The organism is Clostridium sp. (assembly GCF_036781005.1).
In the GTDB taxonomy this organism is placed as follows: domain Bacteria; phylum Bacillota; class Clostridia; order Clostridiales; family Clostridiaceae; genus Clostridium_B.
Map to the genome: position 1 here is coordinate 1 of NZ_DAIQBT010000044.1, position 18,489 is coordinate 18,489.

At 30.9% G+C, this 18,489-nt stretch carries 19 protein-coding genes; 1 reads left to right on the forward strand and 18 read right to left on the reverse strand.

The annotated features are described in order from the left end of the window. Positions 1–36: 36 nt before the first annotated feature. Complete coding sequence (locus tag V7Q02_RS13950) at positions 37–222, reverse strand: PAS domain-containing protein (protein ID WP_333861671.1); 186 nt, start codon at positions 220–222, stop codon at positions 37–39. Positions 223–774: 552 nt separating this feature from the next. Between V7Q02_RS13950 and V7Q02_RS13955 the strand changes: the two genes are divergently transcribed. Then, positions 775–1,926: a methyl-accepting chemotaxis protein gene (locus V7Q02_RS13955; protein ID WP_333861672.1), complete on the forward strand. Its 1,152-nt coding sequence runs from the start codon at positions 775–777 to the stop codon at positions 1,924–1,926. A 96-nt stretch (positions 1,927–2,022) separates the two neighbouring features. Here the strand turns inward: V7Q02_RS13955 and V7Q02_RS13960 are convergent, their stop codons facing one another. The 17 genes from V7Q02_RS13960 to nusB all read right to left on the reverse strand — a co-directional run bounded on the left by V7Q02_RS13960 (position 2,023) and on the right by nusB (position 18,290). Beyond that, the gene (locus V7Q02_RS13960) at positions 2,023–3,324 is read right to left on the reverse strand and encodes a pyrimidine-nucleoside phosphorylase (protein ID WP_333861674.1); all 1,302 of its coding nucleotides are present in this window, start codon (positions 3,322–3,324) and stop codon (positions 2,023–2,025) included. An 87-nt stretch (positions 3,325–3,411) separates the two neighbouring features. Then, positions 3,412–4,581 carry a phosphopentomutase gene (locus V7Q02_RS13965; RefSeq protein WP_333861675.1) on the reverse strand — a complete coding sequence of 390 codons (1,170 nt, stop codon included), beginning with the start codon at positions 4,579–4,581 and terminating at the stop codon, positions 3,412–3,414. Positions 4,582–4,628: 47 nt separating this feature from the next. Further along, on the reverse strand, positions 4,629–5,507 hold the full coding sequence (gene xerD, locus V7Q02_RS13970) for a site-specific tyrosine recombinase XerD (RefSeq protein ID WP_333861676.1): 879 nt from the start codon (positions 5,505–5,507) through the stop codon (positions 4,629–4,631). A 23-nt stretch (positions 5,508–5,530) separates the two neighbouring features. Next, positions 5,531–5,761 (reverse strand): endonuclease III, encoded by a 231-nt coding sequence (locus V7Q02_RS13975; RefSeq protein ID WP_333861678.1) that lies wholly within the window; start codon positions 5,759–5,761, stop codon positions 5,531–5,533. After that, entirely contained in the window at positions 5,758–6,408 is a 651-nt protein-coding gene (gene spoIIM, locus V7Q02_RS13980; protein WP_333861679.1) for a stage II sporulation protein M, read from the reverse strand. The genes V7Q02_RS13975 and spoIIM overlap by 4 nt, the downstream gene beginning before the upstream one ends. A 92-nt stretch (positions 6,409–6,500) precedes the next feature. Further along, positions 6,501–7,022 carry an NUDIX hydrolase gene (locus tag V7Q02_RS13985; protein WP_333861680.1) on the reverse strand — a complete coding sequence of 174 codons (522 nt, stop codon included), beginning with the start codon at positions 7,020–7,022 and terminating at the stop codon, positions 6,501–6,503. Between the two features lie 318 nt (positions 7,023–7,340). Then, the gene (gene spo0A / locus V7Q02_RS13990; RefSeq protein WP_333861681.1) at positions 7,341–8,156 is read right to left on the reverse strand and encodes a sporulation transcription factor Spo0A; all 816 of its coding nucleotides are present in this window, start codon (positions 8,154–8,156) and stop codon (positions 7,341–7,343) included. Positions 8,157–8,340: 184 nt separating this feature from the next. Further along, entirely contained in the window at positions 8,341–9,447 is a 1,107-nt protein-coding gene (gene spoIVB / locus V7Q02_RS13995; RefSeq protein ID WP_333861682.1) for a SpoIVB peptidase, read from the reverse strand. Positions 9,448–9,653: 206 nt separating this feature from the next. Then, positions 9,654–11,351, reverse strand: coding sequence for a DNA repair protein RecN (gene recN, locus V7Q02_RS14000; RefSeq protein ID WP_333861684.1), 1,698 nt, complete (start codon positions 11,349–11,351; stop codon positions 9,654–9,656). Positions 11,352–11,363: 12 nt separating this feature from the next. Continuing rightward, entirely contained in the window at positions 11,364–11,816 is a 453-nt protein-coding gene (locus V7Q02_RS14005) for an arginine repressor (RefSeq protein ID WP_333861685.1), read from the reverse strand. Next, a complete protein-coding gene (locus V7Q02_RS14010) occupies positions 11,813–12,664 on the reverse strand; it encodes an NAD(+)/NADH kinase (RefSeq protein ID WP_333861687.1) in 852 nt (283 codons plus the stop codon). Before V7Q02_RS14010 ends, V7Q02_RS14005 begins: the two co-directional genes overlap by 4 nt. Next, entirely contained in the window at positions 12,661–13,512 is an 852-nt protein-coding gene (locus V7Q02_RS14015; protein ID WP_373845297.1) for a TlyA family RNA methyltransferase, read from the reverse strand. The genes V7Q02_RS14010 and V7Q02_RS14015 overlap by 4 nt, the downstream gene beginning before the upstream one ends. Next, positions 13,506–15,380, reverse strand: a complete 1,875-nt coding sequence (dxs, locus tag V7Q02_RS14020; RefSeq protein ID WP_333861690.1) for a 1-deoxy-D-xylulose-5-phosphate synthase — start codon at positions 15,378–15,380, stop codon at positions 13,506–13,508. The genes V7Q02_RS14015 and dxs overlap by 7 nt, the downstream gene beginning before the upstream one ends. Before the next feature lie 75 nt (positions 15,381–15,455). After that, positions 15,456–16,337 carry a polyprenyl synthetase family protein gene (locus V7Q02_RS14025; protein ID WP_442882173.1) on the reverse strand — a complete coding sequence of 294 codons (882 nt, stop codon included), beginning with the start codon at positions 16,335–16,337 and terminating at the stop codon, positions 15,456–15,458. 24 nt (positions 16,338–16,361) lie between these two features. Further along, positions 16,362–16,580, reverse strand: a complete 219-nt coding sequence (locus V7Q02_RS14030; protein WP_333861692.1) for an exodeoxyribonuclease VII small subunit — start codon at positions 16,578–16,580, stop codon at positions 16,362–16,364. A 15-nt stretch (positions 16,581–16,595) separates the two neighbouring features. After that, the gene (xseA, locus tag V7Q02_RS14035) at positions 16,596–17,798 is read right to left on the reverse strand and encodes an exodeoxyribonuclease VII large subunit (protein ID WP_333861693.1); all 1,203 of its coding nucleotides are present in this window, start codon (positions 17,796–17,798) and stop codon (positions 16,596–16,598) included. Positions 17,799–17,816: 18 nt separating this feature from the next. Next, the gene (nusB, locus tag V7Q02_RS14040; protein ID WP_333861694.1) at positions 17,817–18,290 is read right to left on the reverse strand and encodes a transcription antitermination factor NusB; all 474 of its coding nucleotides are present in this window, start codon (positions 18,288–18,290) and stop codon (positions 17,817–17,819) included. Between the last annotated feature and the right edge of the window lie 199 nt (positions 18,291–18,489).

The following is an 18,489-nucleotide window of genomic DNA, read 5'->3' on the forward strand; positions in this document are numbered from 1 at the left end:
CCATTACAGGTTGGAATTGGATAGTTTCTATGTTTACTAAAGAAAATTAGTATTATATTGAAAGATTTTTTCAAAAGATTCATTAACATTTATAATTTTATCTTTATTATCAAGTATGACAATTCCGTCTTGAGAATTTTTAAATAACTCCTCAAAATATATTCTCTGCAATTTAAATTTTTTGTCTAGTTCAACTAACTGTCTACTCTTTTTTATATTCATGTAGGTGAGTATAAAAAATATCGCTATTACGGTTATAAATAACACAACATACATTATCGAAGCACCGCTGCTAAAATTTACAGTTTTCTATAAAAACCTATTTAATTTGTCAAAAAGCCGCTATTTTTATATTCCCATCTCCTTCAAAATAAAAAATAGGCAGGCCTACACCTCTAGACAAGTTCCCTATAGACTCTGACACATATTCCGCAACAATTAGTCTCCTCCTTTTAAAGTTATTTTACACCTAGAATTAAAATATTTACTATTTAATATATTTTTCATGGAAAATACATTAATTCACATTGCATCACACTGCAATTCCTCGTTACATTATCAAATATATATTAAAATATCCAATTATTCTATATATTTTTAGTAACAATACAATATTTAAACAATAGTAATTATAAAACAGTATTGAAATATGAAAATTAAAATGGTAAAATACAAATACTATTATGAACTTTCTAAATATTTCATCAAGTTATAAGCTTAATCATTAACCCCCTATATTTAATCTATATTGATTTAAAGAAAGGAGTTGTCATAATGATTTCCATAAATGAAATAGATTGTTTGAAAGCTATAGCCGAATTGCATATTGACGTGATATCAGGAGGAGTCTTATATTTAATTATAGAAGGAAATACATTCATCTGGAGAAAGGCATCAAAAGATTTTGATTTAGATACATTTCATGTTGGAGAAAAATTAAATGCTAATAGCATAGCAGCCAAGGCAATAAAAGAAAATAGGACAATAATACAAAATGTTCCACGCTCTCTTTATGGAATGAGACTAACAACACTGGCTCAACCTTTAGTTAATGAAGAAAATCAGCCTGTAGGAGCATTTTCCATTGTATTTCCAAAATTACATCCTGTAGCAAAATCATTTACTGATTTTGCACCCATTTTAGCAGAAATGTATCCAGAGGGTGCCTTTCTTTACATTACAGATTTGGATAAAATCGCTTACAGGCAACCTTCAAAAAAATTTGACATACCTCATCTCCAGATAGGATACAGGTTAAAGGAGGATAATACTGCCGTCAAAGCTATAAAAACAAAAAAACAAATTTCATTGGAACGAGACAGTTCAGCACATGGAGTGCCTACTCTTACAACATGCTATCCTTTATTTGATGAAGAAAATTCACAAGAAGTGGTAGCTACCTTAGGTATAATAATTCCCAAGGTAATTGCCATTAATCTAAGGGACATGTCCGCGACCCTTGAAAACAATCTTTCAGGAATAACTTCTGTAATATCCCAGCTAGCAGAATCTTCATCCAATATATATGCCAATGAAAAAAAACTCAATGAAGATATTAATGATATAATAAAGCTGTCAGAAGATATTAACACCGTCTCCTCTTTTATCAGCAAGATTGGTACCCAAACTAATATGCTGGGATTAAATGCTTCTATTGAAGCAGCAAGAGCCGGAGAATATGGAAAAGGGTTTGGCGTTGTTGCACAAGAAATAAGAAAACTATCTGAACAGTCTAAGGGTACAGTTCCAAAAATTAAAGAATTGACTGATTCAATCAAAGGAAAAGTAAATGAAACCTGTGAAAAAAGCCAAAATTCACTAATTTCAAGTCAAGAACAAGCTGCTGCTGCACAAGAGATTACCGCCAGTATACAAGAAATATCTTCCATGTCAGAAGAATTAAACAAGGTTGCTCATACTTTATAAATATACAATTACGACCTTAAAAAATCCTTAATACTTATTTATCAAAAATAAAGCACTATCATTACTCCCATAATGTTAGTGCTTTCACTCTTAACTTTACTCTATTACATCATAAATATATTGAATTTGAGGAGGTTTTGTAACATCTATGGAAAAAGCATTTAAAGCTATTTTTTCAGCTTCCATAGAGTTATTCCTATTACTATGTAAAATACAGAGAATATCCCCGGCAGATACCTTATCTCCCACTTTTTTAACCATTGTAATTCCGGCAGATAAATCAATTACATCTTCTTTTGTCTTCCTTCCGGCACCAAGCAACATGGCAGCCCTTCCTATAAATTCAGCCTGAATCTTATATACATATCCACTTTTATGAGCTTTTATATCTATATGCCTTTGTGCCTGGGGAAGCAGCCTGGGATTATCAATTATCCGGGGATTTCCCCCTTGTACCTTTACCAATTCCTTAAATTTTTCTATTGCCCTGCCTGATCTGATAACTTCATTTAGAGCCTTATATGCGGTATTTACATCTTGAAATGCTCCTCCCAATACTGCCATATAGGAAGCTATGGTAAGTGCAACTAAAACTTCATCCTCTGACCCTTCACCTTTTAATACCTCTATTGCTTCTTTAACTTCATTTGCATTTCCAACTTCATAACCTAAAGGCTGATTCATATCTGTAATTAAAGCTATAGTTTTTCTATTAAGAGATTTGCCTATAGACACCATGGTTCTTGCCAATTCCCTAGCTTCATCTAAAGATTTCATAAATGCTCCTGACCCTACTTTTACATCTAGCACTATTGAATCTGCTCCTGAAGCTATTTTTTTACTCATAATAGAACTTGCAATTAAAGGAATACTCTCCACAGTGGAGGTAACATCTCTTAATGCATAAATCTTCTTATCTGCAGGAGTCAAGTTTGAAGACTGACCTACCACAGCCATTTTATATCTATTCACATTATTTATAAAATCATCTTTGTTTAAATTAGTATTAAATCCTTCTATTGCTTCCAGTTTATCTATAGTACCTCCAGTATGACCAAGTCCTCTGCCGCTCATTTTAACCACGGGTATACCTAGTGCAGCCACTAAAGGTACCACAACAAGACTGATTTTATCTCCCACCCCTCCAGAGGAATGTTTATCTACCTTTATACCTTTAATATCAGATAAATCCATTTTATCTCCAGAGTTAACAAGAGACAGGGTTAAATTTGCAGTTTCTTCTTCTGTCATTCCCTTAAAACAAACTGCCATAAGAAAAGCAGCCATTTGATAATCAGGTATTTCTCCTTTTACATATCCCTGCACCACTTCATCTATTTCTCTTTGAGTCAAATCTTTACCTGATTTTTTCTTATAAATTATATATTTCATATCCATACTAAATTTCTCCCTGGCTGTATATACTTTTACCATATATTTTTAAGGAATTATCAACAAATACTGAAAGTTTTTCAAATTTTTTAGTTATTTCATTATTAGCTCTTTAAAACTACTTCCATAAAGATCATTTTTTACATTTAAAAGTTCCAGTACAGTTTTACCTATATCAGAATAACTTTTCCTTATACCTATATCTACCCCTGACTTTAAATTTTTTCCATACGCCAAAACAGGTATGTATTCCCTGGAATGATCCGTACTTTTTGTAGTTGGATCACAACCGTGATCTGCAGTTATTATAAGTACATCCCCTTCATTCATATAAGAAATTATTTCAGAAATCCTTTTATCCGCTTCTATGATGGCCCCAGCATAACCCTCTACATCATTTCTATGACCATACAACATATCAAAATCAACTAAATTTGTAAATATAAGTCCCGGTTTATTCTTTTTCATGTACTCCAGTGTTTTATCTATGCCATCCATATTATTTTTTATGTGAACTGCCTCTGTTATTCCTCTCTTATTGTATATATCTTCTATTTTACCTACTGCCATTACATTTAGCCCCGATTCTTTTATATAGTCCAGCATAGTTTTTTTAGGAGGATCCAGTGCAAAATCTTTTCTATTTGAAGTTCTTACATATTTTCCATTTTCATTAATAAAAGGCCTAGCAATTACCCTTCCTACAGTCCTGTCTGCTAAAAGCATTTTTCTGGCTATACTGCACATTTTATATAATTCCTTAAGTGGAATAACTTCTTCATGGGCAGCCACCTGAAATACACTATCTGCCGAAGTATACACTATAGGATATCCTGTATTTACATGCTCTTTTCCCAGTTCATTTATTATTTCCGTACCTGATGCCACTTTATTGCCAAGAACTTTTCTACCAATTTTACCTTGAAATTCTTCTATTATATCCTCAGGAAATCCTTCAGGATAAGTCTTTAAAGGAGTTTCAAGAACAATACCTGCTATTTCCCAATGTCCTGTTACAGTATCTTTTCCCTTAGACAATTCAGCACATTTCCCAAAATTACCTATAGGTTTTTCACATCTCTTTAAATTTTCAACTCCCTGTATATTTCCAATGCCCAATTTATACAAACCAGGAATTTCAAGTCCCCCCAAAGCTTTTGATATATTCCCCAAAGTATTACTTCCTGCATCTCCATATTCTTCTGCATCCGGTAATTCTCCTACGCCTACACTATCAAATACTATTAAAATTACTCTCTCCATATAAACTCATCCTTTCTTTAATAAAACTTACTTGAAACATAGGTTAATTATGCCCTTGGATGAGTTTTTTTATATACTTCTGCAATTTTATTCTTCTTTAATACTGCAGAATATATCTGGGTAGCAGATAAATCTTTATGTCCTAGAAGTTCCTGTACAGATTTAATATCTGCACCATTTTGAAGCAAATGTACCGCAAAAGAATGCCTTAAAGTAAAGGCATTTATATCCTTGTTTATTTTGGATTCCTTTGCATAGTATTTTACAATTTTCCAGAATCCCTGACGGCTCATAGGTGATCCTCTTAAGTTTAAAAACAAAGTATCTAAACTATGTATATTAAGTTGTGGTCTTATATCCAAATAATTTTTCAGATATTCTACTGCTACAGAACCTATAGGTACCAATCTCTCTTTATTTTTAAGACTTTTACATCTTATATAAGAAAATTTTAAATCTATATCATATATAGTTAAAGTTAGAAGCTCCATCACCTTCATACCTGCAGCATACATTATTTCAAGCATAGCTTTATCCCTTATGCCCTTGTAGGTGGTGGGATCTGGCGAATCAAGAAGCTTGTCTACTTCCTCTACAGTTAAAACTTTAGGAATATTATGCTTTACTTTAGGGATTTCATAATACAAAAGAGGATTTTCATTTATTATACCTTTAACCATTAGATATTTATAAAAATTTCTAAGAGAAACTATATTTCTAACTATAGATGAAACCGCCTTTCCTTCCTTTTGAAGATACTGCACATATGCCATTACAGATACTACTTCCACTTCTTGCAAGTTTCCCTCTCTCTTTTTTATAAAATTATAAAACCTATTTATATCTCCAATATATGCATCTAGTGTATTTTTACTCATATGTTTTTTTTCTAGTTGTTCTGCATAGCCCAACAAGAAACTTTCCAAAATTATCACCTACTCTTCAGGAGTTAGAATTTTATAAATTCATTAAAGACAGTAATATAATTATATATTATATCTATATTTTTACTAAATATATTATATACAAAAATACTATTATCATAGGAATGAAACTTAACCACAAAATTATATATTATTAAATCTATAACTTTAGGCAAAAACATTCCAAAAAATACTAATATAAAAAAACATTTCAATACTTCTATAATAAAATCTGATTTTTGTTCATCTAAAATCATGATAATATCCTCATGGAACTTAATACTATAAATTTAATCATATTAGGAGTCAGATAGGATTCCATAAAAAAGCCTATAAACATAGTAATACATATCATCAAAAAAGACATAGAATAAGATGTAAACCTAACTAGCATGTGGGATTTCCATGGAACTCTTGCTCTATCTTTAAAAAGCATAAGTGAAAATTCCATAGCCAGTACGGAAGAAAATAATATACATGGTATATATATTATATTTTGAGGCAATACTCCAAGAAGTGAAAACCATATTCCTTTAATGCCCATGCTACCTATTACAAAACTCATGGTAAAACCTATGGTAAATCCCTTAATTATATCTATTATAAGTATCACAGGTATTCCTATCATTGTAAGTCCTAAAAACCATACCATCAAAATTAAAGGAACATTATTTTTTAAAGTTTCTAAAAATATGGATTTATAATTTACATTTCCCGAATCTACTACCTTGGTAAAATTCTTTAGATAACTTAAAAGGTCACTTTTTTCAAATCCACCCATATATCTTACACTATATATTCCAATAACTATTCCAGTAAAAAAACATATTAGGGTTATAATGTACAACCAAAAATTATTTTTAATATGCCTATTTATTAAATTTAATGCCTTATTTTCCAACATAACTTCATCCCCCTTTTGTTAATCATGTTCTTTTAATTAATTTATGATTTACAAAAGAGTTATATGACTTTTTACTGCCTATTAAAAATACATTATATCATCATAAGGGCACAAATAGTTTTAGCATCTATTATTTTCCCTTCTCTTATCATTTCCTTGATTCTACTTACTTTGATCTCTTTTACATTTATAAATTCATCTTCATCTCCCAAGTCATCTCTTCCTTTATACAATTCTTCTGCTTTATAAATAAATATATATTCATCACAAAACCCAGGACTTGTAACTATTCTTCCTAAATATTTAAGTTCTTTAGCTTTATAGCCTATTTCCTCTTCCAATTCTCTATTTGCACATTGAAGTACATCTTCATTTTTTTCAATTTTACCTGCAGGTATTTCAAGTAAAGTTCCCTCTATAGGTTTTCTAAACTGTTCCACCATAAATAAAGTTTCACTATCCTTGTAGGCAATTATCGCAACTCCGCCTGCATGATTTATTATTTCTCTCTTACTGGTTTTTCCATTTGGCAATTCAACTGTATGAACATTTAAATCAATGATTTTTCCACTAAATATTTTTTCCTTACTTATGGTTTTCTCAAAAAAACCCATAGTCAAACACCTCTACTTTTATTGGATTATTAAGTTATCCTCTTTTAAACTCCATATCTTAAGCTATCTATTTAAACCTATTCATTGTAATCAATTTTATACTTCAACATTATTCTTGTCAATTAAATACTTATTAGATCCTTATCTAAATACATAGCTAAAAACATTTTATATTCCTGCAACAACTTCTTCTAAGGTTCAGATGGAGAAAATCATTTTTTATTCTTATATACAACCTCCATCCAGACCTTTGAATTGCCTGACATTTAAAAAATATTCTATTTATATCAGTAAAACAAGCAAATCATATCAAATAATCTAACTTACTCTATTTTTCAATCTTAACTTATCAGCAACCATAGCTATAAACTCACTATTTGTTGGCTTGCCCTTATCATTATGTATAGTATATCCGAATAGTTTATTTATAGTTTCCACCTGTCCTCTTGACCAAGCCACTTCAATAGCATGTCTTATCGCTCTTTCAACTCTGCTGGCAGTAGTATTATATTTTTTAGCTATGGATGGATACAACTCTTTTGTAACTGCAGATAACAATTCCATGTTATTTACTACCATGGTTATTGCCTCTCTTAAATACATATATCCTTTTATATGGGCAGGTACTCCTATTTCGTGTATTATATTTGTTATCTCCTGTTCCAAATCCGTAGGATTATCCCTTTGTAATTTCACTTCCCCTTCATCTATAAAAGGTACAGTTTTCTTTACTTCTTCTCCACTACTTATAACACTGTTAAACATCTGTCTAATTCTTTGAGTAAATACATCCATATCAAAAGGTTTTACTACATAATAATCTGCTCCAAGTGTTATAGCTCTTTGGGTTATCTTGTCCTGTCCCACTGCAGAAAGAACTATTATGCGGGGCATTGGATCTATATTCATATTATTTAATTCTTCTAATACTCCCAATCCGTCAAGATGAGGCATTATTATATCCAGTACTACTAAATCCGGCTTTTTTTCTTCAATTAGCTTAAGAGCTTCTATCCCATCTTTTGCAATTCCTGTAACTATTATATCTCTTTGATTCAAAAGATAATCATTTAGAATACTACAAAATTCTTTATTGTCATCTGCAATAACCACATTTATCTTTGATTCTTCCATATTTGCCACTCCCCTTTTTTTAATCTAATTCCCATATGTTAACAAAATAATAAATTCGACATGGGAATTTTATTTCCTTCTTTTTTATATAAAAAATTTTTTATATATTTATGTTATTGGCATAAATGTAAAAGATAACATTTAAAATGCTATCTTCTACAATATTATTTTACCATATTTAATATTATTTTACCATATTCTCTATATTTGTATCCTTTAACATCCAATCTATATAAATTCCATATCCTACGTCAGGTTTATTTATAAGCACATGAGTTACCGCTCCCACTAATTTATTATTTTGAATTATGGGACTTCCACTCATACCTTGAACTATTCCTCCTGTTTTATTTAACAATCTGTTATCTGTAACTTTTATAACCATACTTTTAGGTCCCGGTAAATCCTGGGATAGCAATTTTTCTATTTGTATATCATAAAGCTCAGGAGTATCTCCATTTACAGTAGTCAAAATTTGGGCGGGTCCCTCTTCAATTTCATTTCTAAGACCTATTTTAATAAAATTGCTTCCTTTTTTAAGTTTATTGTTTCCCTTCCCAAATACGCCACATTCTGTATTCTTTTCTATATTTCCAAGCTTGGTTTCTTCATTGACAAATATTCCTTTTAACTCCCCTGGATTTCCCTTGGCACCCTTTTTCACAGATACAATAGAAGATTCCACTATTTCTCCTGAATTTATATTTAATTTTGTACCTGTATCTATATCTATTATGGGATGACCTAATGCGGCAAACATGCCACTCTTTTCATCGTAAAAGGTTAAAGTTCCTATTCCAGCAGTGGAATCCCTTATCCACAACCCTATCTTGTAACCATTATCTTCTATGCCACTAACAGCTTTTACTACCTTTTCTATGCTACTTCCGTCTCTTTCTATCAATATTTTAACTTCTTTACCTTTTGTCTTATTTATTTCAGCTTGAGTCTGTTCAGAGTTTTTTACTAAAGTATCATTTATTTTAATTATATTATCCCCTATTTGTATTCCAGCTGATGCAGCTGGACTTGCAACTTTGCCCTTTGAAGTTTTCACATCACAAAAAGCCACTACCAGAACTCCCTTAGTATTCAACTTTACCCCGATAGGCTGGCCACCTAAATATACAGTAACATCACTAGTTGCCACTGCATTAAATGTAGATTTTATTTTATTATTTTGAAACCAATGAATATTCTTATATATACTTTCTTTATAATAGGCAACTGATATTACAAACAGGATAGGAATTAACATCCAATACAGAACATTTCTAAATTTTTTTGCCATGGTTTTGCCTCCTGTCTTATACTGCTTTCTCTAGCTTTAAGTTGCCCTTTTAAATATGTTATTATGCTATCATATAGTTTCATTTAGAGTTAATGTATTGTTTTAAAATATAAATTTTATACAAAAAGTTAAAAGTCACCTCTTGAAGTAATCATAAAAATAATTCATTATTTTATATACCTTAGAGATAACTTATAAAATCAATACTATTTAATTTTATCTTTTTTTAAATCAGCCATATCAATAAGTTCTCTTGCATGTTCCAAAGTAATTTTTGTAACTTCACTGCCTCCTATCATTCTGGCTATTTCGTATTCTTTTTCCTTTTTATCCATTTTTTTAACTTTAGTATAGGTCATATTCCGTATTACCTGTTTTGAAACCCAATAGTGAACATCCGACATACATGCAATTTGAGGTAGATGGGTTACACAAAACACCTGATGTTTTCTGGATATTTTATACATTTTTTCTGCCACACGCTGTGCTATTCTGCCGCTTATACCCGTATCTATTTCATCAAATATAACCGATGGAATGAGATCCTTGTCTATGAAAACTGTTTTTAATGCCAACATTATTCTTGACAATTCTCCTCCAGATACGACCTTTTCCAGAGGTTTTAACGGCTCTCCCGGATTGGCAGCTATATAAAACTTTACATCATCCATTCCTTTTGAAGTAAATTTATCTTTAAGTTTAACTTGTATTTTAAATTTACTTTTTTCAAGTCCTACAAAATCCAATTCACTCTTAATGTTTTTTTCCAAATCCTCTGCCAACTTACTTCTCATTTCGTGAATTTCTCTTCCTTTTAATTTAAGTGCCTCTTCTAATTTTATTTTTTCCAAATTTAATTTTTCTATAACCTCAAACATATTTTTCATTTCTTCATATTCAGCTTTTATTTTATCTCTATAGTTTAATATGTTATTTATATTACTTCCATATTTATTTTTCAGGTTATTAATCTGGTTTATTCTATTATTTATGTATTCCGATTCATTTACATCATAGTAAAAATTATCTTTAATACTTCTTAAATCCTCTATGTTTCCTTCTACATCATAATATATGCTTTCAAATGAGTTACATATATTATCAATTTCAGGCATGATATTTTTTATAGAATTCAATTGTTTTATAATTATTCCCAAATTATCATATACAGAAATTTGACCCTGTTCTCCACTGTATAGTTTCACGTAACAGTTATTAATAACAGAATTTATCTTTTCTTGATTTGAGAAAATTTTGAACTTTTCATTTAATTTTTCCTCTTCTCCCTGAACTAAATTTGCAGAATCTATTTCATCTATCTGAAATTTGAGAAAATCTATGATTTTTTCCCTATCCCCTTCTTTTCCCGATACTTCACATATTTTTCTTTTAACATCATTCAAATTTTCATATTCTTTTCTATAATCCTTCAATGGTTCATAAAGAACACTTTCCCCATAATAATCCAGATAGGTTATATGATTTTCTTCTGACAGTAAATTCTGACTGTCATGTTGTCCGTGAATATCCAATAATGTACTACTTATTTTTCTTAGATTAGATATTAAGACCGATTTCCCATTTACTTTTGCAATAGTTCTTCCCGATTGAAAGGATTCTCTGCTTATTATAACCATATCTTCTTCTCCCAAAATTTTTTCTTCATTCAATATTTCAAAAGTCTTAGGATTTTCTATGGTGAAAACAGCTTCCACAAAAGTTTTATCTTTACCTGTTCTTATTAAATCTTTATTGAATTTACTTCCCATAACATAATTTATGGCATCAATAAGGATTGATTTACCTGCTCCGGTTTCTCCAGAGAATATATTAAAGCCTGATTCAAAAGATATAATTAATTTTTCTATAAGGGCAAAATTTTTTATATTTAATTGAAGCAGCATAGTATATGCCTCCTACTGTGAAATCATTTTTTTCATCTTTTGAGTTATACCATGGGCTTTTTCTCTGTCTCTGGCCATTACAAATATGGTATTATCCCCGGCTATAGTCCCTGCTATGCCTATAAAGCCCAGTGAATCTATAGCTTCCGCTGCTGCAGAAGCAGAACCAGAAATGGTCTTTATAACTACAAAATTATCTATATTTTCAACACTTACTACCGTTTGGGAAAATATATTTACAAGCTTGTTAGATAAAAAACTTTCTGTACGAGATATGGTTGCATACTTATATCTTCCATTATCTGACAATACTTTTATGAGTTTTAATTCTTTTATATCTCTAGATACAGTAGCCTGAGTTACATTCATGCCACTATTTTTAAGTTTTTCTGCCAATTCCTCCTGGGTTTCAATATTATTTGAATTGATAATCTCCAGTATTTTAGCATGTCTACTCACCTTCATAATATCCCACCTTCACATCCTTTTGCATTAAAAATAATTTTCTCTCTTAGTGTATTAAAATAGGCATCATCGAATTTAATAAGCCTTCTCTTATTTTTGGATTTGTTTATTTTTATAGTCTGAGAGCCACCCACTGCTATCCATTTTTGGCCATCAATAGATAAAAATGAATCCTCATAATTCTTTTCTATTGATATACTTATACGAGATCTGCTGTCCAATATGATACTTCTAGATGCGAAAAATTGGGAATACATAGGTGTCAGGCATAATACATCCAAAGATGGATGTATTATAGGACCTCCTGCAGATAAATTATATGCCGTAGACCCTGTAGAAGTACAAATAATAATACCATCTCCACTAAAACTATTATAGAAAGCATCATTTATGTATACATCATATCTTTGTATTCTTGACTTAATTCCCCTATATAATACCACATCATTTAATCCATCATATCTTTTTATTTTATCCCCCTCACTATAGGTGCACTGAATCATATCCCTTTTTTCAATTGTATATTCCCCTTTGAAAAGTTTCTCTAATGCAGCTTCCACACTATTTATTTCTACTTGTGCCAAAAAACCCAAATGACCTATATTAATTCCAAGTATAGGTGTCTTTGACTTAAGCACATTTCTAGAAGTATTTAATATGGTTCCGTCTCCTCCAAGTACTATAACTACATCCAATCTGTTGCTTTCATTTTCATCAAGCCCACTACAATTTTCATATGTCTTTATATTTACACTTTCATCTATATTTCTTATACTTTCTATTATAAAATTCAGCATTTTTTTGTTTGGATCTTTTGTTGTATTAACGTTAATTCCTATATTCTTCATAGTTCCTCTCCATTCAGTTCCCCATGTGATGATCTTACTATAGTATTTATATCCTCTTCTTCAAACAATTCATTTATTTCTTTTTTCTTGGTAAAATATACTAAATATTCTATATTTCCTTCGGGTCCCTTTATAGGTGAATAATCAAGAGAAATTATTTTCAAATTATTTTCTTTTAAAAAAGTTACAATTGTCTTAATGACTTCTATATGGGTAGATTGTTCTCTAACTACTCCTTTTTTCCCCACCTTTTCTCTCCCTGCTTCAAACTGGGGTTTTATAAGAGCTACTATACTGCCATTTTCATTTAACAAATTTATAACTGCAGGTAGAACTTTTTTAAGGGATATAAAAGAAACATCTATACTGGCAAAATCACAATATTCCCCTATATGTTCAAAAGTTACATACCTTATATTAGTTCTTTCCATACATACAACTCTCTTATCTGTTCTGAGCTTCCACGCAAACTGTCCGTATCCTACATCTATGGAAAATACTTTTTTAGCACCATTTTGGAGCATACAGTCTGTGAATCCCCCTGTAGATGCCCCTATATCAAGGCATACCTTATTCCCTAAAGTTATATTGAACTTTTTTAAGGCCTTTTCTAATTTTAAACCTCCACGGCTTACAAAAGGAAGTTTTTCTCCTCTAAACTCTATATTGGAACTTTTTTTTACATTTTGTCCACATTTATCTACTCTCTGGCCATCTACAAATATTTCTCCTGCCATAATGCTGGCCCTTGCCCTCTCTCTTGAAGGAAAAATACCTTTATCTACTAAAAGTACATCTATTCTTTCCTTTAGTTCTGACATCACAACCTCCTTTGTTCCTTTTAAAATATACCACTTAATTTCACTATTTTAAGTACTTCATCTACAATACTTTCTACATCGAGTTCATATAATTTATATAAAATATCTGGTTTTCCATGTGTTACAAACTCATCTTTAAATCCTAAATTTATTACATCTGCTTTTTTATGCAGCGTATTTACATACTCCAATATGTAGGATCCAAGGCCGCCTCTTATTATATTATCCTCAATAGTTATAATAGTCACATCTTCTTCTACCAGTTCCTGCAGCATTTCCTTATCTAAAGGCTTGATAAAACAGGCACTTATAACTCTTACTAAAATTCCCTTTTGTTTCAGCTTTTCTGCTGCCAGCACTGCATGTTCCACCATTCTTCCCTGAGCTACCAGTGCAATTTTTCCTTGGTCTAAAATATATTCCCACCTGCCAAATTGAAAACTTTCAAGAGGTGCAAGACTTATATTATCTCCTCCTCTGGGATATCTTACAGCTATGGGGCAATTTTGATTTAATGACCATTTTAACATATAAGTGAGTTCAGATATACATTTAGGTGACATTACAGTCATATTAGGCATTTCAGTTAAATAGGACAAATCAAATATACCCTGATGAGTTTCTCCATCATCTCCCACAATTCCTGCCCTGTCCACAGCAAAAACCACCGGCAATTTTTGAATACATATATCATGGAGAAGCTGATCATAACTTCTCTGAAGAAAAGTAGAGTAAACTGCAAATACAGGTTTTAATCCCTCTACTGCCATTCCTCCTGCTAAAGTCACAGCATGTTGTTCAGCAATTCCCACATCAAAAAATCTTTCTGGAAACTCTTTTGCAAAATTTCCAAGTCCAGTGCCATCTTTCATTGCAGCAGTTATAACCACTATTTTTTTGTCTTTTCTTGCAAGATTCACCATTTCATCTCCAAAAGCCTTGGAATACGTACTTGTGGATGTAACTGCTATTTCCCCATTATTAAAATCAAAAGGCCCTATTCCATGAAATTTACCTGGATTTTTCTCTGCAAATTCATATCCTTTTCCTTTTTTAGTTATTACATGAATGATAACCGGAGCATTTACCTTTTTTGCAGCAGTCATAACTTCAGTAAGATCCTTTATATTATGTCCATCTATAGGCCCTAAATACTTTATTCCTATATCTTCAAAAAACATTCCCGATACTACCATTTTCTTTATTCCATTTTTCAGCCTTTCAAGATATTTAGCCATACCTTTACCTATATTAGGTATTTTTTTCAATGTATTCTCTACCTCTTCTTTAAATTTATTATATTTAGGGTCTACTCTCAATTTATTTAAATATCTGGATACTCCCCCTACATTCTTTCCTATAGACATTTGATTGTCATTTAATATTATTATAAGTTTTGTTTTTCTGTAGCCTGCATCATTTAATGCCTCCAGTGCCATTCCACCGGTTAATGCCCCATCTCCTATAACTGCCACCACATTATGTTTTTCTCCCTTTAAATCTCTGGCTCTGGCCATACCTAATGCTGCGGATATGGAAGTACTGCTGTGTCCAGTTTCAAAGAAATCATATACACTTTCACATCTCTTGGGAAAGCCACTTATCCCTCCAAATTGTCTTAAGGTATGAAATTTATCCTTTCTGCCTGTAAGAAGCTTATGTACATAAGCTTGGTGACCTACATCCCATATGAGCTTATCATGATTCAAGTCAAAAATATTAAATAAACTCAATGTAAGTTCTACAACTCCCAAATTTGAAGCCAGGTGTCCTCCTGTTTTAGAGACATTTTCAATTAAAAATTCTCTGATTTCTGACGCCAGCTGTTCTTTTTCCTCTAAAGACATCTTTTTTATGTCATTTACATCTTTATAATTATCTAATAAATTAAACATTTTATCTATCCTCTTTTACACCGTAATAATAGAACTAAAATACACTGCTATTTCATAATGTATTATTTTTATGTATTATTTTTTTCTATTTAATAAAAGCAGAGTTAATTCTTTTAAACAAGAGGTATCCCCTTCTATTTTATCTAAAATTTCCATACACTCTCTTGTAATTTCACTGCACATTTCACTGCATCTATCTAATCCATAAACAGTTACAAAGGTAGTTTTATTATTATTCAAGTCACTTCTTGTCTTTTTTCCTAAAATGACATCATCACCCGATACGTCCAATATATCATCCTTTATTTGAAATGCCAATCCTAACTTTTCACCATAACATTTTAATTTGTCTATTTCCTTTTCTCCCGCAGATACATATACTGCAGCAGAAACTACTGAAGCTTTTATCAGCTCTCCTGTCTTTTTACTATGCATATAATAAAGCTTATCTACAGGTATTTTCACATTTTCACTTAAAATATCTACTGTCTGTCCTCCTATCATTCCTTCTGCCCCTGCACTTTCAGAAATAATGCTACAGGCTCTTATGATATTTTCTCCTTTTCCTATGCAGTGCTTAAACATAATATTCATAGCTTCATTTAAGAGAGCATCTCCCCCAAGTATTGCAATAGCTTCCCCAAATATTTTGTGATTTGTGGGTTTTCCCCTTCTTAAATCATCATTGTCCATGGCAGGCAAATCATCATGAATCAAAGAATAGGTATGTATCATTTCTATAGCTGCTGCAATATCTATAACTTTACTATAATCTTTATTATACATTCTGTAAGTTAGAAGAAACAATATAGGTCTTATTCTCTTGCCTCCTGCATCTAGGCTATATTCCATGGAATCATATATTTTTCTGTTATAAGTCCCTCTGTCCTTCATATATTCTCTTAAATATATATCCAGTTCTTCCTTAATGGTTCCAAATACTCTTTTAATTTCCATAGTGTATTTCTCCATTCCATAATTTTAAGATTCAATATTAAAATCCTTTTCTCCCTCTTCAGTAAGAACTTTTATCTTTTCTTCAGCTTCATTTAAAATCTTAAATAACTTATTGCAAAGTTTTACCCCTTCTTCATAGCGTTTCAAACTATTTTCCAAAGATAACTCACTACTATCCATAGATGCTACTATATTTTCAAGTTTTAACATTATACTTTCATAAGTTTCTGTTTTCCTAGGCATAAAACCACAATCACCTCACTTTTTATAATGAACAAGATTCACTTTGGAAGTTCCATCTTTCATTATAATACAGACTTTATGTTTTTTGCTTAACTCCTCTATGGAAGATATAACATCTCCCCTATCATCTTCTATTATACAATACCCTTTATTTAAAATATTCAATGGATTATGGGCAGAAAGAAGTGCATTTATCTTCCCCAGTTTTTCCTTTCTCTCGTTGATAGATACCTTTATTTTGAAATCCAGGGATTCTTTGATTTTATCTATATTTTCATATTCATTTGCTATATAAGTTAAAGGATTATTCATCTCCAGACTTTTTTTCACGATAAGCATTCTATTCTTTTTATCACTTACTACATTTTTAACACCATTATAAAGCTTATTTTTATAATTTAATATCTTCTGTATATATTCTTCCATACTGAAAATTCCGATTTCTGCAGCAGCCGAGGGAGTAGGTGCCCTCATATCAGACACAAAATCCACTATAGTATAGTCAATTTCATGTCCAACTCCCGTTATTATAGGCTTTTTAGAACTGTACACAGCCTCTGCCAATTTTTCATCATTGAAGCACCAAAGTTCTTCTATAGAACCTCCTCCTCTTGCTATAATTATAAGTTCTACATCTTCCATAGAATTGAAAGTTTCAATACCTTTTATAATACTGACACTGGCACTTGTTCCCTGTACCAGTGAAGGATAGATTAAAAGTTCTACTTTTCTGTTTCTTCTCCTAACTACATTTATTATGTCTTTAACTGCTGCTCCTGTAGGGGATGTAATTATTCCTATTTTTTTAGCATAAAGAGGTATTTTCTTCTTGTGTGAAATATCAAATAACCCTTTCTTCTCAAGTTCCATTTTTAGTTTTTCAAAGGCCAGATATAATTCTCCCATTCCTTCCGGCTTCATTTTACTGCAGTAGAGCTGATATACTCCTTCCTTTTCATAAAGGGATATTCTTCCTTCAATTATAACCTTCATCCCATCTGCCGGCATAAAATTTAATTTTTCCACTGAACTTTTAAACATAATACAATTTATCTTAGCAAATTTGTCCTTTAAGGAAAAATACATATGTCCACTGCTGTGAAGCTTAAAATTAGAAACTTCTCCTTTCACGGAACAATTTCCAAGTATAAAATCATTATCCAGAGTTTTTTTTATGTAACGGTTAATATCAGATACTGTTAACGTTTTAATATACATAACCCTACCTCTTATACATTACTGCTTTTTTATTTTTTCATCTTTTATCATATTTCCAAGTACTCCATTTATAAATGAGGCAGATTTTTCAGATGAATATTTTTTAGCTAATTCTATAGCTTCATTTATAGAAACTTTCTCAGGTATATCATTTTCGTATAAAAATTCATAGGTACAAATTTTTAGAATTGCAGAATCCACTTTAGATAATCTGTTTAATTTCCAGTTTCTTAAATACTTCTCAATCTCTGTATTTAACATTTCTTCTTTTTCTTCTATTCCTTTTAATACCCTTATTACATACTCTATATCTATATTTTTTAAATCTCCCACATTTTCTCCATAAATCTGTGAGATGTTTTCTTCGTGACTTTTCTGATCCATTTTAATATTTTCTTTTAAATTTGATATAACAGTATCAGCTTTTTCTTTATTTATGGCCATTTGAAATAATAATTTCATAGTTACTTCTCTAGTCTTTTTTCTATTCATTTTTTCCTCCTGACGGGATTATACTCTTTTAAAAATAATTATTGTCATTTCAGATATAATTATACTTAAACTAATATACCAATTCAAGTATATCTATGTGCAAATCTGACCTACGTACAGTAAATTTATATAAAATTCCAATTAATACAATAGTTGGTATTAATTTATGTATTCTATAATTTAACTGTGTTTTAAGTTC

Coding starts and splice junctions, on each gene's coding strand:
- V7Q02_RS13950 (WP_333861671.1), bottom strand. CDS start 222: ATGAATATAAAAAAGAGTAGACAGTTAGTTGAACTAGACAAAAAATTT.
- V7Q02_RS13955 (WP_333861672.1), top strand. CDS start 775: ATGATTTCCATAAATGAAATAGATTGTTTGAAAGCTATAGCCGAATTG.
- V7Q02_RS13960 (WP_333861674.1), bottom strand. CDS start 3,324: ATGGATATGAAATATATAATTTATAAGAAAAAATCAGGTAAAGATTTG.
- V7Q02_RS13965 (WP_333861675.1), bottom strand. CDS start 4,581: ATGGAGAGAGTAATTTTAATAGTATTTGATAGTGTAGGCGTAGGAGAA.
- V7Q02_RS13975 (WP_333861678.1), bottom strand. CDS start 5,761: ATGATTTTAGATGAACAAAAATCAGATTTTATTATAGAAGTATTGAAA.
- spoIIM (WP_333861679.1), bottom strand. CDS start 6,408: ATGTTGGAAAATAAGGCATTAAATTTAATAAATAGGCATATTAAAAAT.
- V7Q02_RS13985 (WP_333861680.1), bottom strand. CDS start 7,022: ATGGGTTTTTTTGAGAAAACCATAAGTAAGGAAAAAATATTTAGTGGA.
- spo0A (WP_333861681.1), bottom strand. CDS start 8,156: ATGGAAGAATCAAAGATAAATGTGGTTATTGCAGATGACAATAAAGAA.
- spoIVB (WP_333861682.1), bottom strand. CDS start 9,447: ATGGCAAAAAAATTTAGAAATGTTCTGTATTGGATGTTAATTCCTATC.
- recN (WP_333861684.1), bottom strand. CDS start 11,351: ATGCTGCTTCAATTAAATATAAAAAATTTTGCCCTTATAGAAAAATTA.
- V7Q02_RS14005 (WP_333861685.1), bottom strand. CDS start 11,816: ATGAAGGTGAGTAGACATGCTAAAATACTGGAGATTATCAATTCAAAT.
- V7Q02_RS14010 (WP_333861687.1), bottom strand. CDS start 12,664: ATGAAGAATATAGGAATTAACGTTAATACAACAAAAGATCCAAACAAA.
- dxs (WP_333861690.1), bottom strand. CDS start 15,380: ATGTTTAATTTATTAGATAATTATAAAGATGTAAATGACATAAAAAAG.
- V7Q02_RS14025 (WP_442882173.1), bottom strand. CDS start 16,337: ATGGAAATTAAAAGAGTATTTGGAACCATTAAGGAAGAACTGGATATA.
- V7Q02_RS14030 (WP_333861692.1), bottom strand. CDS start 16,580: ATGCCTAGGAAAACAGAAACTTATGAAAGTATAATGTTAAAACTTGAA.
- xseA (WP_333861693.1), bottom strand. CDS start 17,798: ATGTATATTAAAACGTTAACAGTATCTGATATTAACCGTTACATAAAA.
- nusB (WP_333861694.1), bottom strand. CDS start 18,290: ATGAATAGAAAAAAGACTAGAGAAGTAACTATGAAATTATTATTTCAA.